The 14,220-nt window shown below is 68.8% G+C and carries 14 protein-coding genes; 6 read left to right on the top strand and 8 right to left on the bottom strand.

Annotation, left to right across the window (positions count from 1 at the left end; genetic code table 11):
- The first annotated feature begins 106 nt into the window (after window positions 1–106).
- Entirely contained in the window at window positions 107–1,252 is a 1,146-nt protein-coding gene (locus DFR72_RS14910; RefSeq protein ID WP_177224543.1) for a cystathionine gamma-synthase, read from the top strand.
- Between the two features lie 61 nt (window positions 1,253–1,313).
- On the opposite strand, the gene DFR72_RS14905 is transcribed toward DFR72_RS14910, so the two are convergent.
- Both DFR72_RS14905 and hppD read right to left on the bottom strand, forming a co-directional pair.
- Entirely contained in the window at window positions 1,314–1,556 is a 243-nt protein-coding gene (locus DFR72_RS14905) for a hypothetical protein (RefSeq protein WP_051771941.1), read from the bottom strand.
- Between the two features lie 215 nt (window positions 1,557–1,771).
- On the bottom strand, window positions 1,772–2,953 hold the full coding sequence (gene hppD / locus DFR72_RS14900; RefSeq protein WP_090065835.1) for a 4-hydroxyphenylpyruvate dioxygenase: 1,182 nt from the start codon (window positions 2,951–2,953) through the stop codon (window positions 1,772–1,774).
- Between the two features lie 74 nt (window positions 2,954–3,027).
- Here hppD and DFR72_RS14895 point away from each other — a divergent pair, with 74 nt between their 5' ends.
- The gene (locus tag DFR72_RS14895) at window positions 3,028–3,537 is read left to right on the top strand and encodes an Lrp/AsnC family transcriptional regulator (RefSeq protein WP_090065570.1); all 510 of its coding nucleotides are present in this window, start codon (window positions 3,028–3,030) and stop codon (window positions 3,535–3,537) included.
- A 28-nt stretch (window positions 3,538–3,565) separates the two neighbouring features.
- Here DFR72_RS14895 and greA read toward each other — a convergent pair whose 3' ends face one another.
- On the bottom strand, window positions 3,566–4,063 hold the full coding sequence (gene greA, locus DFR72_RS14890; RefSeq protein ID WP_090007240.1) for a transcription elongation factor GreA: 498 nt from the start codon (window positions 4,061–4,063) through the stop codon (window positions 3,566–3,568).
- Window positions 4,064–4,246: 183 nt separating this feature from the next.
- Window positions 4,247–4,669 (bottom strand): DUF4307 domain-containing protein, encoded by a 423-nt coding sequence (locus tag DFR72_RS14885; RefSeq protein WP_090065571.1) that lies wholly within the window; start codon window positions 4,667–4,669, stop codon window positions 4,247–4,249.
- 94 nt (window positions 4,670–4,763) lie between these two features.
- Between DFR72_RS14885 and mca the strand changes: the two genes are divergently transcribed.
- Together mca and DFR72_RS14875 are read left to right on the top strand one after the other, a co-directional pair.
- Window positions 4,764–5,633, top strand: a complete 870-nt coding sequence (gene mca, locus DFR72_RS14880; protein ID WP_114773675.1) for a mycothiol conjugate amidase Mca — start codon at window positions 4,764–4,766, stop codon at window positions 5,631–5,633.
- Window positions 5,634–5,635: 2 nt separating this feature from the next.
- Window positions 5,636–5,938 (top strand): hypothetical protein, encoded by a 303-nt coding sequence (locus DFR72_RS14875; RefSeq protein WP_090065573.1) that lies wholly within the window; start codon window positions 5,636–5,638, stop codon window positions 5,936–5,938.
- Between the two features lie 465 nt (window positions 5,939–6,403).
- On the opposite strand, the gene DFR72_RS14870 is transcribed toward DFR72_RS14875, so the two are convergent.
- From DFR72_RS14870 to DFR72_RS14855, 4 genes are read right to left on the bottom strand one after another with little or no spacing between them, the layout of a single operon-like run.
- Window positions 6,404–7,162, bottom strand: a complete 759-nt coding sequence (locus tag DFR72_RS14870) for a nucleotidyltransferase domain-containing protein (RefSeq protein ID WP_090065574.1) — start codon at window positions 7,160–7,162, stop codon at window positions 6,404–6,406.
- Complete coding sequence (locus DFR72_RS14865; protein WP_090065575.1) at window positions 7,159–7,773, bottom strand: nucleotidyltransferase domain-containing protein; 615 nt, start codon at window positions 7,771–7,773, stop codon at window positions 7,159–7,161. The genes DFR72_RS14870 and DFR72_RS14865 overlap by 4 nt, the downstream gene beginning before the upstream one ends.
- Window positions 7,770–10,238 (bottom strand): polynucleotide kinase-phosphatase, encoded by a 2,469-nt coding sequence (locus tag DFR72_RS14860; RefSeq protein ID WP_090065576.1) that lies wholly within the window; start codon window positions 10,236–10,238, stop codon window positions 7,770–7,772. Before DFR72_RS14860 ends, DFR72_RS14865 begins: the two co-directional genes overlap by 4 nt.
- Window positions 10,238–11,575, bottom strand: coding sequence for a 3' terminal RNA ribose 2'-O-methyltransferase Hen1 (locus tag DFR72_RS14855; RefSeq protein ID WP_090065577.1), 1,338 nt, complete (start codon window positions 11,573–11,575; stop codon window positions 10,238–10,240). The genes DFR72_RS14860 and DFR72_RS14855 overlap by 1 nt, the downstream gene beginning before the upstream one ends.
- A 55-nt stretch (window positions 11,576–11,630) precedes the next feature.
- On the opposite strand from DFR72_RS14855, the gene DFR72_RS14850 reads away from it, so the two are divergent.
- Entirely contained in the window at window positions 11,631–13,604 is a 1,974-nt protein-coding gene (locus DFR72_RS14850) for a thioredoxin domain-containing protein (RefSeq protein ID WP_090065578.1), read from the top strand.
- Between the two features lie 56 nt (window positions 13,605–13,660).
- Window positions 13,661–14,215, top strand: a complete 555-nt coding sequence (locus DFR72_RS14845) for a hypothetical protein (RefSeq protein WP_090065579.1) — start codon at window positions 13,661–13,663, stop codon at window positions 14,213–14,215.
- Window positions 14,216–14,220 lie beyond the last annotated feature (5 nt).

The following is a 14,220-nucleotide window of genomic DNA, read 5'->3' as shown; positions in this document are numbered from 1 at the left end:
TGTGCACGACCTCGACCAGCCCCCGGCCACCTCGGCCGGGGGCTGGTCCGTTTTCACTGCTTGGACTCTTGCGGTCGGCGGCCAGATGGGTGAGTACCCTTCGAACATGAGCACCCCATACGGCTTCGCCACCAGGGCGATCCACGCCGGTCAGGACCCGGACCCGACCACGGGTGCGGTGAACGTCCCCATCTACGCCACGTCGACGTACGCCCAGGACGGTGTGGGCAACCTGCGCGAGGGCTTCGAGTACTCGCGCACCGGCAACCCCACCCGCCGTGCACTGGAGACGTGCCTCGCGTCGCTCGAACGCGGCCGCTACGGCCGTGCGTTCTCCTCCGGCATGGGTGCGACCGACGCCGCGCTGCGCACGTTCCTCAAGCCCGGCGACCACATCGTCATCCCGAACGACGCCTACGGCGGCACGTTCCGCCTGATCGACAAGGTCTTCTCGCAGTGGGGCGTCACCCACTCGCCGGCCCCCGTCTCGGACGTCGACGCCATCCGCGCGGCCATCCGTCCCGAGACGAAGCTCGTCTGGATCGAGACGCCCACCAACCCGCTGCTGAACATCGGCGACATCGCCGCGATCGCCTCGGTCGCCCACGGCGCCGGCGCCAAGCTCGTGGTCGACAACACCTTCGCCTCCCCGGCCCTGCAGACCCCGCTGGAACTGGGCGCGGACGTGGTGCTGCACTCCACCACCAAGTACATCGGCGGCCACTCCGACGTCGTCGGCGGCGCGCTGATCACCTCCGACGAGGAGCTCGACGCGGCGTTCGGCTTCCTGCAGAACGGCGCCGGTGCCGTTCCCGGGCCGTTCGACGCCTACCTGACGCTGCGCGGCATCAAGACCCTCCAGCTGCGCATGGAGAAGCACTCCGACAACGCCGAGTTGGTGGCCGAGGCCCTGACCAGGCACCCGCGCGTGAAGAAGGTCATCTACCCCGGCCTCGAGTCGCACCCCGGGCACGCCGTCGCGGCCAAGCAGATGAGCCGGTTCGGCGGGATGGTGTCGTTCATCGTCGAAGGCGGCGAGGAGGCCGCGCTCGAAGTCTGTGCGCGGACCCAGCTGTTCCTGCTCGCCGAGTCGCTCGGCGGGGTCGAGTCGTTGATCGAGCACCCCGGGAAGATGACGCACGCTTCCACGGCCGGGTCGATGCTGGAGGTGCCTGCCGACCTGGTGCGGGTGTCGGTCGGTATCGAGTCCGGTGACGACCTGGTGGCCGACCTGCTGGCGGCGTTGGGCTGAGTTCTCCCGGCAACGCAGAAGGCCCCTCCCGTGCGGGAGGGGCCTTCCACGTCTCAGAACCTCACGGCTTCTTCGAGCCGAACCTGTCCACGTTCTCGACTTCGGCCGTCGGAGCCGACGGTAGGTCGGCGCCGTTCACACAGCCGCCGACGAACTGGATCGTCTCGCCGGTGCGGACGAAGCGGCCGGCTTCGTCACAGCCCGCGTGCGCCACTGTCAAGAACGCCGCGCCGGTCAGTGCCGCAGCCGTGGTCACGGCTCCGACCAGCGGAATCACCGCGGCCACGCGTCGCGCGAATGCCATGCCACCTCCACCCGATGTGAGTCCCCCGTGAGGCAGCCTACCGGGGGATCGCCACCAGTGGCGTGACTCGGCACGTCGGCGGCGCATCCACGCTCAGCAGGGCGCCTCGCGGCGCCGCCCCCACGACCCCGTACGACCAGTACGAGGACGTGGGGGCGGCACCACGATGCACCCGTCTGACCGCGGATGCACCGGCAACGTGCCGAGCCACACCACTAGAGGTTGCCGCGTCGCTCCTGTTCGCGCTCGATCGCCTCGAAAAGCGCCTTGAAGTTGCCCTTGCCGAAGCCCAGGGAGCCGTGGCGCTCGATCAGTTCGTAGAAGACGGTCGGGCGGTCGCCGATCGGCTTCGTGAAGATCTGCAGCAGGTAGCCGTCCTCGTCGCGGTCGACCAGGATGCGGTGTTCCTTGAGGGTCTCGATGGGGACGCGGACCTCGCCGATGCGGGCGCGGAGCTCCGGGTCGTCGTAGTAGGAGTCCGGGGTCTCCAGGAACTCGACGCCCGCGTCGCGCATGGCCGTGACGGTCTTGATGATGTCGTTCGTCGCCAGCGCGATGTGCTGGACGCCCGCGCCCTCGTAGAACTCGAGGTACTCGTCGATCTGCGACTTCTTCTTCGCGATCGCCGGCTCGTTCAGCGGGAACTTGACGCGGTGGTTGCCGTTGGAGACGACCTTCGACATGAGCGCGGAGTAGTCCGTGGCGATGTCGTCGCCGATGAACTCCGCCATGTTCACGAAGCCCATGACGCGGTTGTACCACTCGACCCAGTAGTCCATCTTGCCGAGCTCGACGTTGCCGACGCAGTGGTCGACGGCCTGGAACAGGCGCTTCGGGGCGCCTTCCGGGCGCTTCACGGACGAGCTGCGCGCCACGTAACCGGGCAGGTAGGGGCCGGTGTACTTGGAGCGGTCGACGAGCGTGTGGCGGGTCTCGCCGTACGTCGCGATCGCGGCGAGACGGACGGTGCCGTGCTCGTCGGTGACGTCGTGCGGCTCCTCCAGCACGGTGGCGCCCTGCTCACGGGCGTGCTTGATGCACTGGTCGACGTCGCCGACCTCCAGCGCCAGGTCGATCACGCCGTCACCGTGGCGGCGGTGGTGGTCCAGGAGCTCGGAGCCGGGCGTGACGCCGCCGTGGATCACGAAGCGGGCCGATCCCGACTTCAGCACGAACGACTTGTGGGTGCGCTGGCCGGTCTCGGGGCCCGCGTAGGCCACGAGCTCCATGCCGAACGCCACCTGGTAGAGCCACGCGGTCTGCGTGGCGTTGCCCGCGACGAACACCACAGCGTCCATGGAGCGCACGGGGAAGGGGTCCTTGGTCGCGTCGTAGTCGACCAACCCCACGAGCTGCCGGAGCTGGTCGTAGCTCACGTCGTCAAGCTGCTGCGTCATGCCCATCAGCATGATTCGACCCGACATGGTGAGCAATAGTCAGCGAATTCACAGGACAATTTGTATAGTGATCTATGCCTTCGGATCAGCAGAGTGAGCACTCTGACCAGCCCGTGGACGAACTCGACGCGAAGCTGCTGTTGCTCTTGACGGACGAGCCCCGCCTGGGCGTCCTCGAATGCTCCCGCCGGCTGGGCGTCGCGCGGGGGACCGTGCAGGCCCGGCTGGACAGGCTCGTCGAGCGCGGAGTGCTCACCGGGTTCCCGCCGGCACTCGACCTGGGCGCGATGGGATACGGGCTGACGGCGTTCGCGACGGTGGAGATCGCGCAGGGACGCCGGGCCGAAGTGTGCGAAGGGCTGGCCGCGATCAGTGAAGTGTGCGAGGTGCACGCGACGACGGGCCAAGGAGATCTGTTCGTGCGAATGGTCGCGAGATCGAATGCGGACCTGCAACGCGTGGTAGATCACATCGTCGACGTTCCACACGTCCGAAGGCTGTCGACTTCCATTGCGTTGTCGACTCCGGTGCCCCCACGTGTGCGGCCTTTGCTGGAACGCGTGAAAGGGCGGCCACCGAAGTGACCGCCCTTTCGAACGTTTTGTGGCGTGACTACGACTGGTAAGGAACAGCGGAGATCAACGTGACCTTCTGCTGCTTGCCGTTCGGCAGCTCGTAGGACACGGTCTCCCCGTCCTTGGCGCCGTTCAGGGCCTTGCCGAGCGGCGAAAGCGGGGAGTAGACCTCCATCTCGCCGTGCGCGCCCTCTTCGCGGGTGGCGAGGAGGAAGGTCTCCGTCTCGTCGTCACCCTCGTAGCGGATCGTGAGCACTGTGCCCGGTGCCGCGACACCCTTGGTGGTGGGAGCCTCGCCGACCTTCGCGGCCTGGAGCAGCTCGTGCAGCTGGCGGATGCGCGCCTCCTGCTTGCCCTGCTCCTCGCGAGCCGCGTGGTAGCCACCGTTCTCACGGAGGTCGCCCTCCTCGCGGCGGGCGTTGATCTCGGCAGCCATGACCGGGCGGTACGCGATGAGTTCGTCCAGCTCAGCCTTGAGCCGGTCGTAGGCCTCCTGGGTCAGCCAGGTCACCTGGGTGTCGCTCACGGTCACCAACTCCTCGTCTTGCTCCGGCGCACGCGTGTGCCCCAGATAGTTCCCGGGCCGTGGCCCGGAACGGAAAAACACGGCCCGCGCCGGGGCCGTGCTTGAGCTGCAATAGTAACACGTAGACAACGTTCAGCGACGGCGATTTGTTCCCCATCTCGCCGTTTAAACCGCAGATCACCCGCTTGGCCGCTAGCTCGTGGACAAGTAGGGGGGAACCTGGTAGGAGCACCCGAACACCTCGCCGGTGACCGGCGGCTTCGAGGTGCGTAGAACGGTTGTCTCCACGACGACGTCATTTCCCGGCGGTACCAGAACTTCGCGTCTGCCTGCTTCGTCCCCGTCCTTGGACCGGGCCCGAATGATGCAGACGGCTGCACGCTCCGGTTGATCGCGAGAAACCTCGAAACTGACCTTCACCTGGTCGTCGCCGAGGAGGATGAACGCGGTCTGCTTCGCCTCGATCGGCTTTGTGCCGAGATTTCGGTAACCGACGAAGGCGATGACGGCACCTACCGCGACGGCTACGGCGAGTAACGCCCACCGCGCCCAGGTGGCCAGCGGTTTGCGGCTCTGCCTGCTGTAGCGCCCCTCGGGGAGCACGCGCTGTGCCACTTCCGCGTCCTCCTCGGCCTCTGGGGAACAATGGTGCCCGGCGTTCAGTTGATGAGTGTCGCAGGACCATTCTCACAGGAGGACCACGGGGGTCATGGCCGACAAGCTGCGCCTTATGGCAGTGCACGCACATCCCGACGACGAGTCGAGCAAGGGCGCGGCCTCGATGGCTCGCTACATCGCCGAAGGGCACGACGTGATGGTCGTGACCTGCACCGACGGTGGTGCGGGCAGCATCCTCAACCCGGCGATGGACAGGCCGGACGTGCTCGAGAACATCATCGAGGTTCGCCGGGAGGAGATGGCCCGCGCGGCCAAGATCCTCGGCATCCAGCACCGATGGCTGGGCTTCAAGGACTCGGGCCTCCCCGAGGGCGACCCGCTGCCACCGCTGCCCGAGGGGTGCTTCGCCCTCGTGCCGCTGGAGGAGTCGGTGCCGTCCCTGGTGGAGGCGATCCGCGACTTCCGCCCGCACGTCGTGGTGACCTACGACGAGAACGGCGGCTACCCGCACCCGGACCACATCCGCACGCACGAGATCTCGATGGCCGCCCTGGACGCGGCCGCAGACCCCGCCTACCAGCCAGAACTGGGCGAAGCCTGGGAAACGCAGAAGGTCTACTACGGCCACGGCTTCTCCCGCGCCAAGATCCTCGCGTTCCACGAGGCGATGGAAGCCCGCGGCGTGGAGTCGCCGTACACCGAGTGGCTCTCGAACTGGAGCACCGACCGCCCGGACGTCATGGACCGCGTGACCACCCAGGTCGAATGCGCGGACTACTTCGACGTCCGCGACGAGGCCCTGAAGGCCCACGCCACCCAGATCGACCCGACCAGCCGCTGGTTCGGCATCCCGATGGAGCTGCAGCGGGAGATCTGGCCGACCGAGGAGTACGAGCTCGTCCGCTCGCAGGTCGACTCGACGCTGCCGGAGAACGACCTGTTCGCCGGAGTTAAGGTCTAGGGGTGCTCTCCCCAGACTTCTCCGTCGGCAGCACGGTGGCGCTCGTCGCCGTGCAGCCGTCGAACACGAACGACGACGACAAGGGCGGCCAGGGCGAGGACTTCGGCAAGTCCTCCCCGGTCGGCCTCGTCCTGCTGATCGTCTTCTTCATCGCGGTGTTCTTCCTCGTCAAGTCGATGAACAAGCACATCAAGGGCTTGCCCGCATCGTTCGACGAGCCGGCCGAGCCTGCCGAGTCGGCCAAGGACGCTCCCGTCGAGCCCGCGGCGCCTGCTTCCTCGAAGGCTGCGAAGAAGAAGGACTGACTTCGCCTTGCCGCGGCGGTCATTTGGCTCGCTGGATTGTCATGATCGCGAGTTGTCCACAGGTTGCAGCTTGCTGACCTGCGGAGATGCTGGGGCGCGGTAGCTTGTGGATAGGCGGGAACGCAAAACGCGTTTCCTTCGTTCCGCAGGAGGAGGAAGCGCGGGGGCGAGGGTCAGGACAGGCCAGGGTGAGAGCCCGGCCAGGTCAGATCTTTCAGTGTCATGGCGGCCGAGCCGTGGGTCACGGCCGAGCCAGGCTCGCGTGGTCGGCGCCAGTGAGCACGGTTGACCCAGCGCCAGGCCGGCGGGCGTGGTGGACCCAGCGCCAGGTCGGCGGGCGTGGTGGACCCAGCGCCAGGCCGGTGAGCGCGGTCGGCTCGACGTCAGGCCGGTGAGCGCGGTGGACCCGACGTCAGCCCGGGGTGATCGACCCGACGCCAGGCCAGCAAGCACAGAGGCCCCGGCTCACGCCAGCCGCGTCGAGACCACGAAGTCGTGGACCTCCTCAAAGGCCGGCGGCTCCAACGGCAGATCGCTGATCTCCCGAGCCTGCCGCAACTCCTCGTGCCAGTGCGCGAGGTCCGCCTCCAGCCGTTCGGGAGCGGGCCTCTCCGGCACCCCGGCCAGCGCCCGGTGCTCGCCCAGGATCTTCGCCTCGATCAGCCCCGGCAGGTAGTCCGGACCGTCGAGCTCCTCCAGCAACGTCGGCAGGTGCGCGTTCACCTCACCGGTGCGCAGCAGGTGCACGCCGGTCAGCAGAGCGCGGAACGTGTAGAGCAGCGGCTTGATCTCGCCGGTCTTCTCGAACAGCCGCCACTGGGTGGCGGCGAACCCGCGGTAGTGGTGCCCGTGCCGTGAGGTCAGGCACCCAGCGGCCAGGGCGGCGAGCTTGCGGTGCGCCTCCGTGGTGTGCACGACCAGCGGCGAGAGCAGTTGCTCCAGCACGTAGCCGTTCGGGCGGGTCAGCAGCCGGCAGAACTTCTGCACGTCGTGCGTGACCAGGTCGATCTCGACGCCGTCGCGCACCCACATCCGTTCCTTGGTCTCCGGGCCGCGCCGCAGGCCGAGGACCTCGGCGAGCGGCAGCACGTGCACGCCGCGCAGGTCCACGTCCGAGTCGCGCGACGGGAAGCCGTACAGGTGCGCGCCGGACACGGTCGCGAACAGCAGGCCGTGCGACTGCTCGGCGACGACGGCGCTCAGGTCGGGTACTTCGTAGCTCACAACATCCTCCTGCGCACCGACACCAGCCAGTCCTCCACCCGCACCCGGTCCGGCTCCTCCGGCAGCGGGCCCTCAGCGCACGCGATCTCGTCGCCGAGCTGATGCGCCCACGCCACCGCGTCGTCCCACGGCATCGAGCCGTCGCGGATCTTCAGCAACGAGCGGTCCGCCGTGATGTCGTAACGGCCGGTGCGCAGCAGGTTCAGCCCCACCAACCGCAACCGCACGACGTGCATGAGCTGCTTCGGCTTGAGGTTGCGGCCCGCGCGCGACAGCTGCATCTCCGTCGCGCGCGTGAAGGCGCGCACGGCGTACCGGGAGAGGAACGCGGGCAGCAGGTCCCGCAGTTCCTCCCCCATCGGCGTGCTGATCTCGACCAGCGGGCTCACCAGCGTCTCGAGCACCGTCGGGTTCGACTTGAGGCCCAGCCTGCAGAAGTGCTCGACCTCCCAGCTGAGCTGCTCCGGATCTGGTCCCACGAGCGAGGTCGGGGGTTTCTCCAGGCGCCAGAACGCTTCCGTGGGCGCGACGAACACCCCGCGTCTGTCCACATCGGATTCCGCGCTCGCGAGCCCGTAGGCGTGCGAGCCGATCACGGTTTCGAGGATCACAGTCTCGGGTCCACCGGTTCCGACTCGAGCGCGAGCACGCCGAAGACGCACTCGTGCACCCGCCACAGGGGTTCGCCGCGCACGAGGCGTTCCAAGGCCTCGATGCCCAGGGCGTACTCGCGCAGGGCGAGTCCGCGCTTGCGTCCAAGAGAACGCTTGCGCAGCCGCGAGAGGTTCTCGGGCGACGTGTAGTCCGGGCCGTAGATGATCCGCAGGTACTCGCGCCCGCGCACCTTCACGCCCGGCTGCACGCGTCCGCCGAGGTTCGCCAGCGGCTTCACGACCATGCCCTCACCGCCGGCCCCGGTCAGGTCCTGCCACCACTGGACGCCGGCGGCCACCTGCGCAGGGTCGTTCACGTCGACCACGAGGTGCCGGGTCCGCTGGAACAACGGTCCTTCGAGCTTGCCCAGCGTCTCCAGGTGCCACAGGTGTGAACGGTCGTGGAACGTCCGGCCCTCCGCGGCGAGCAGCTGGAACGGCGCGATCCGCACGCCCTCCAGCCCGTCGGTGGGCCAGCAGTAACGCTCGTACGCCGCGCTGTAGGCAGCGGCGTTCGAGGCGCGCTGAGTCGTGCGCGCCAACAGTTCCGTGACGTCGACACCGCGCGAAGCGGCAGTCGCCAGTGCGTCGACCGCGACCGGAAGCGCGCCGTTCGCCGCCGCGCCGACCGCCGCGTACTGCTCGCGGATCAGCCCGGAGGCCTTGGCGTTCCACGGCATCAGCTCGGCGTCGATGAGCAGCCAGTCCGTGGCGAGCTCCTCGAACAGCCCCGCACAAGCCGAACGCACGCCGTCGAGCAGTTCGGTGCCCAGCGCGCCGTCGAAGAACGCACGGCCGGTGCGCGTGTAGATCGCGCCACCAACCTTCCGCACCAGCAACACCGCGCGGGAGCCCATGTGCTTCTCCTCGCAGATCACCTGCTCGACGCGGGCCGACCTGTACTCCGCGAAGGCTTCCTCGGGGTGCTCCAGCACGTCGTCGCGCTGCGAGGTCGCCACAGGTGCCATCGTCGGCGGCAGGTACAGCAGCTCGTGCGGGTCGATCGCGAACCGGCTCATGACCTCCAGGGCCGAGGCGGACTGCTCCGCCCGGATCGTCACGGCACCGATCAGCGACGTGTCGATGCGGCGCGTCCCCGTGACGTCGGTGAGCGCCAGCACGTCCGGCGCGCGTTCGACGGCCTTCGGCGGGAACGGTGCGTCGTTCTCGTACCAGGTCTGGTGCGCCTTGACGGAGACGAGCTCCTTCTCCGGGTAGCGCAAAGCGGTCAGCTTGCCGCCGAACACCACACCCGTCTCCAGGCACATGGTGTTGTTGATCCACTCGGCCTCGGGCGTCAGGACGTGCCCGTACAGCACCATCGCCGAGCCGCGGTAGTCGTTCGCCCACGGCAGGCGCACCGGCAGTCCGTGCGCGTCGGTCTCGCCGGTCGTGTCGCCGTACAGGGCGAAGCTGCGGACCTTCGCGGACGCACGGCCGTGGTAGCGCTCGGGCAGCCCGGCGTGCGCGACGACGAGCTTTCCGCCGTCCAGCACGTAATGCGCGACCAGGCTGTCGCAGAACTTCGTCGCGGCCAGGCGGAACTCCTCCGGCTCGTGCGCGAACTGCTCCAGCGACTTCTCCAGCCCGTGCCGGACCGTCACCTTGTGGCCGCGCATCGCCCGCACGAGCTTCTCCTCGTGGTTTCCGCGCACGCTGAAGGCGTGGCCGCGCGCGACCATGCCCATCACGAGACGCAGCACGCCAGGAGTGTCCGGGCCGCGGTCCACGAGGTCACCGACGAACACGGCCTTGCGGTCGCCCGGCGGAACGGCGTCGACCGCGCGGCCCTCGTCGTCACGCACCAGGGTGTAGCCGAGTTCGGTGAGCAGCTCCTCCAGCTCCGCGCGGCAGCCGTGCACGTCACCGAACACGTCGAACGGGCCGGTCTCGTGCTTGAGGTCGTTGAGCAGGCGCTCGTACACGATCGTCGAGTTGTCCACATCGGACTCGGAGCGCAGCACGTGGACGCGCTTGAACCCCTCCTTGCCGAGGAACTTCAGCGAGCGCCGCAACGCCGCCCGGTGCCGCTTCACGACGTGCGCGCCGAAGTCGCGGTCGGGTCGCTGCGCGTTGCGGGCGAGGCACACCGCGGTCGGGGTGTCGAGCACGATCGCGACCGGCAGCACGTTCGCCCTGCGCGCGACCTCGACCAGCCGGGCACGGTCCTGCGGCTGCACGTTGGTCGCGTCGACCACGGTGACGCGGCCTGCCTCCAAACGCTTGCTCGCCACGTAGTGCAGCACGTCGAACGCGGCCACGGACGCCGACTGGTCGTTCTCGTCGTCCGCCACGAGCCCGCGGAAGTAGTCGCTCGACAACACCTGCGTGGGCAGGAAGTGCTTGCGTGCGAACGTGGACTTGCCGGAACCGGAGGCGCCGACGAGCACCACCAGACAGAGGTCGGGGATCTTCAGTTCCATCAGTTCACGTCCTTCGAGCTGAACACGGCCATCTGGGTCGGCGCGCCGCGTTCGGCGTCCTCCGGCCCGATCGGCACGAAGCGCACCGCGTAGCCACGGCGTTCGGCGACGCCGCCGGCCCAGTCCTGGAACTCCTGACGAGTCCATTCGAAACGGTGGTCGGAGTGCCGCAGCTGGCCTTCCGGCAAAGTGTCGAACAGCACGTTGTACTCGACGTTCGGCGTCGTCACCAGCACGGTCGCCGGGCGTGCCACGGCGAACACGGAGTGTTCCAGCGCGGGAAGGCGCGACGGGTCGACGTGCTCGACGACCTCCATCAGCACCGCCGCGTCGTACCCGGCCAGTTCGGTGTCCGCGTACGTCAGAGCCGACTGCCGCAACGTGATCCGCTCGCGCTGGCGCTCGCCCATGCGGTCCAGGTGCAGCTTGCGCGCGGCCTCCTGCAACGCCTTCGCGGACACGTCGACACCGTGGATCTCGGTGAACTCGGGCTCGTTGACGAGCGCGCGCAACAGCGCCCCACCACCGCACCCGAGGTCGAGCACGCGCTTGGCCCCGGCGTCCTTGAGCGCCTTGACCACGGCCTCCTTGCGCTGTGCGGCAAGGGAGATCTTCGGCTCGGCCAGTGCGTTGTCGAGTTCCTCGGGCTCGACCTCGTCGACGTCCGCGAGGCGTTCCAGGGCCGAGGTGATCAACGGTCGCTTGCGCGCCAGGTACCGGGTGGTGATCAGCTCCTTGTCCGGGTGCGCCGCCAGCCAGCCGTCACCGGCCTTGAGCAGCTTGTCGACCTCGTCGGCCGCGACCCAGTAGTGCTTGCCGCCGTCGAGCACGGGCAGCAGCACGTAGAGGTGCTTCAGCGCGTCGCTGAGCCTCACGGTGCCGGTCAGCGTCACGTCACCGAAGCGCGAATCGCCGTGCCCGGTCGTCTCGACGGTCCAGCCGAGGGGCGTGAACAGCCGGTCCGCGAGCCGGTGCGGCAGCGCGGGAATGCGGATGACCAGCGGGATCGGCGTCGCGGCGAGTTCGGGGTAGCTGTCGCTGCGGCCGTTCATGGCCGTGCGGAACACGCTGCCGAGCGCGACCGTGAGCAACGACCCGGCCGCGTACGGCCTGTCGTTGACGTACTGGGTGAGCGTGCTGCCAGGACCTCGGACGAGCGCGATCGGGTCGACCTCCAGCAGGAGGGCGACCGTGCATTCCTCGTTCGTCGCCTTCGGGTAGAAGACGTGCGCGACACCCGAGCTCGTCGTGAAGGACTGAGCCCGGTCGGGATGCTTGTGCAGCAGGTGGCCCAGGTCGGTCGCCGGCTGGTGCGTCGTGGTCATGGTGAGCAACACGAGCGTGAGTCTGATCGAGATTCGGCCTCTGCGCTGCTCATTTAGTGTGGTTCGCATGACTAACCGGCTTGCGGACGCGACCAGCCCTTACCTGCTGCAGCACGCGGACAACCCGGTCGACTGGTGGCCTTGGACGGAGGAGGCGTTCGAGGAGGCACGACGGCGCAACGTGCCGGTGCTGCTGTCCATCGGATACGCGGCCTGCCACTGGTGCCACGTGATGGCGCACGAGTCTTTCGAGGACGCCGAGGTCGCCTCGTTCCTGAACGAGCACTTCGTGTCGGTGAAGGTGGATCGCGAGGAACGCCCGGACGTCGACGCCGTGTACATGGAGGTCACGCAGGCCATGACCGGCCACGGCGGATGGCCGATGACGGTGTTCCTGACCCCGGACGCCCGGCCGTTCCACGCCGGTACCTACTACCCGCCGGCTCCCCGCCCCGGCATGCCGTCGTTCCGGCAGCTCATCGAGGCCGTGTCAGCGACCTGGGCCGCGCAACCCGGCGAGATCCTGGAGTCGGCTTCCGCTGTGGTGGAGGAGATCTCACGCCACGCCGCACCGTTGCCCCCGTCCACTGTGGACGCGGATGTGCTCGCGGGCGCGGTGGTGTCGCTGCTCGGCGAGTTCGACCGGCGCAACGGAGGGTTCGGTGGCGCGCCGAAGTTCCCGCCGTCGATGGCGCTGGAGTTCCTGCTGCGCCACCACGAACGCACCGGCTCGGTCGAGGCCGTGTCGATGGCGACCGCGACGGCCGACGCGATGGCGAACGGTGGCCTGTACGACCAGCTCGGCGGCGGGTTCGCGCGCTACAGCGTCGACGCCTCGTGGGTGGTGCCGCACTTCGAGAAGATGCTGTACGACAACGCTTTGCTGCTCCGCTTCTACACCCACCTCACTCGCGTGACGGCTTCGGAGCGCTACGAGCGGGTCGCGCGGGACACGGCAACGTTCCTGCTGAGGGACCTGCGGACGGCCGAAGGTGGGTTCGCGGCATCGCTCGACGCGGACACTGAGGGTGTAGAAGGCTCGACGTACGTGTGGTCGTTCGAGGAACTCGGGTCGGCGGCTGCCGCGTTCGGCGTGACTCCGGAGCCGAACTTCGAGGACGGCAAGTCGACGTTGCGGTTCGTGTCGGAGCCGGGGGAGCAGGTGCGGGCCGAACTGCTGGCGAAGCGCGCGCTGCGGCCACAGCCCGGCCGGGACGACAAGGTGATCGCCTCCTGGAACGGCATGGCGATCGCCGCGCTGGCCGAGGCGGGCGCGTTCTTCGGTGAGCAGTCGTGGATCTCGGCGGCCTCCGAGGCGGCGTCGCTGCTGGCCTCGGTGCACCTGGTCGAGGGCAGGCTGCTGCGGACCTCGCGCGACGGCGTCGCCGGGCCGTCGTTCGGCGTGCTGGAGGACTACGGCTGCCTCGCCGACGGCCTGCTGGCGTTGCACCAGGTCACCGGCTCGATCCGGTGGCTCGACCTCGCCTGCGGCCTGCTCGACACCGCTCTCGCGCGGTTTGCCGTGCCGGACTCTCCCGGCGCCTACTACGACACCGCCGACGACGCCGAGGCGCTGGTCAGGCGTCCCGCGGACTCGACCGACAACGCGTCACCCTCCGGTGCGTCCTCGCTGGCCTCGGCCTTGCTGACGGCCTCCCTGCTGTCCGGCGCCGATCGTTCTTCGCACTACTTCACCGCGGCTTCGGAGGCGGTGACGCGGGCCGGTCTGCTGGCCGCGCGGGCACCCCGGTTCGCCGGCCACTGGCTCACCGCCGCCGAAGCGCTGGTCGCGGGCCCGTTGCAGGTGGCGGTGGTGGGTGCCGACGACTCGCGCCGTGCGTCGCTGTGGGCGGCGGCGGTCGCCCATGTGCCCGGAGGCGGCGTCGTCGTGGCCGGAGAGCCGGCGTCCGTGCCGTTGCTCGAAGACCGCCCGCTGGTCGACGAAGGTCCTGCGGCTTACGTGTGTCGCGGTTACGTGTGCGACCGGCCCGTCGTGTCGGTAGACGCCCTGGTCACTTCGCTGACGGCGAACACCGCCTGACTGATTGCGAGCGTAACGTCGGTTACAACGTAATCATGTAATCAGAGGTGGTTGTAATGGGACGTGGATGGCGAGGACGAGGCGGGTGGCAGCAGGCTGACCTGCCCTCGGCCGACGACGCGGCGGCGTGGTTCGCGGGCAGGCTCCCGGACGGCTGGTTCACCGGCGCCGCGGAGGTGATCGTCGACCGCGAGGAGATCACCGTCGTCGGCACGCTCGCCCCGCTGGAGGGCGAGTTCGACGACGCCTCCCGCTCCGCGGCCGAGTCGGGCCGCATCTCGCGCTGGCGCGAGGAAACGCGTGACGAACGCATCGAGATCGCCCGGCAGGCCGAGCACCGCTACGGCCGCAAGGTCGCCTGGGGCGCTTCCCTGGGCAGCACGCGCGAACTGTTCACGCACCTGGCCGTTCCGGTCATGACGCGCCTGCGTCAGCCAGAACGCCAAGTGCTCGACACACTGGTCGCCGCCGGCGTGGCCCGCTCACGCGCAGACGCGTTGGCATGGGCCGTGCGCCTGGTCGGCGAGCACGCGGACACGTGGCTCGGCGAGCTGCGCGATGCCATGTCCAAGGTGGACGATCTCCGCTCGCAGGGGCCTGATCTGGCCTAGTGTCC

Source organism: Lentzea flaviverrucosa (assembly GCF_003350445.1).
Taxonomy (GTDB): Bacteria; Actinomycetota; Actinomycetes; order Mycobacteriales; family Pseudonocardiaceae; genus Lentzea; species Lentzea californiensis.
This window is presented reverse-complemented; position numbering and strand designations above follow the sequence as displayed.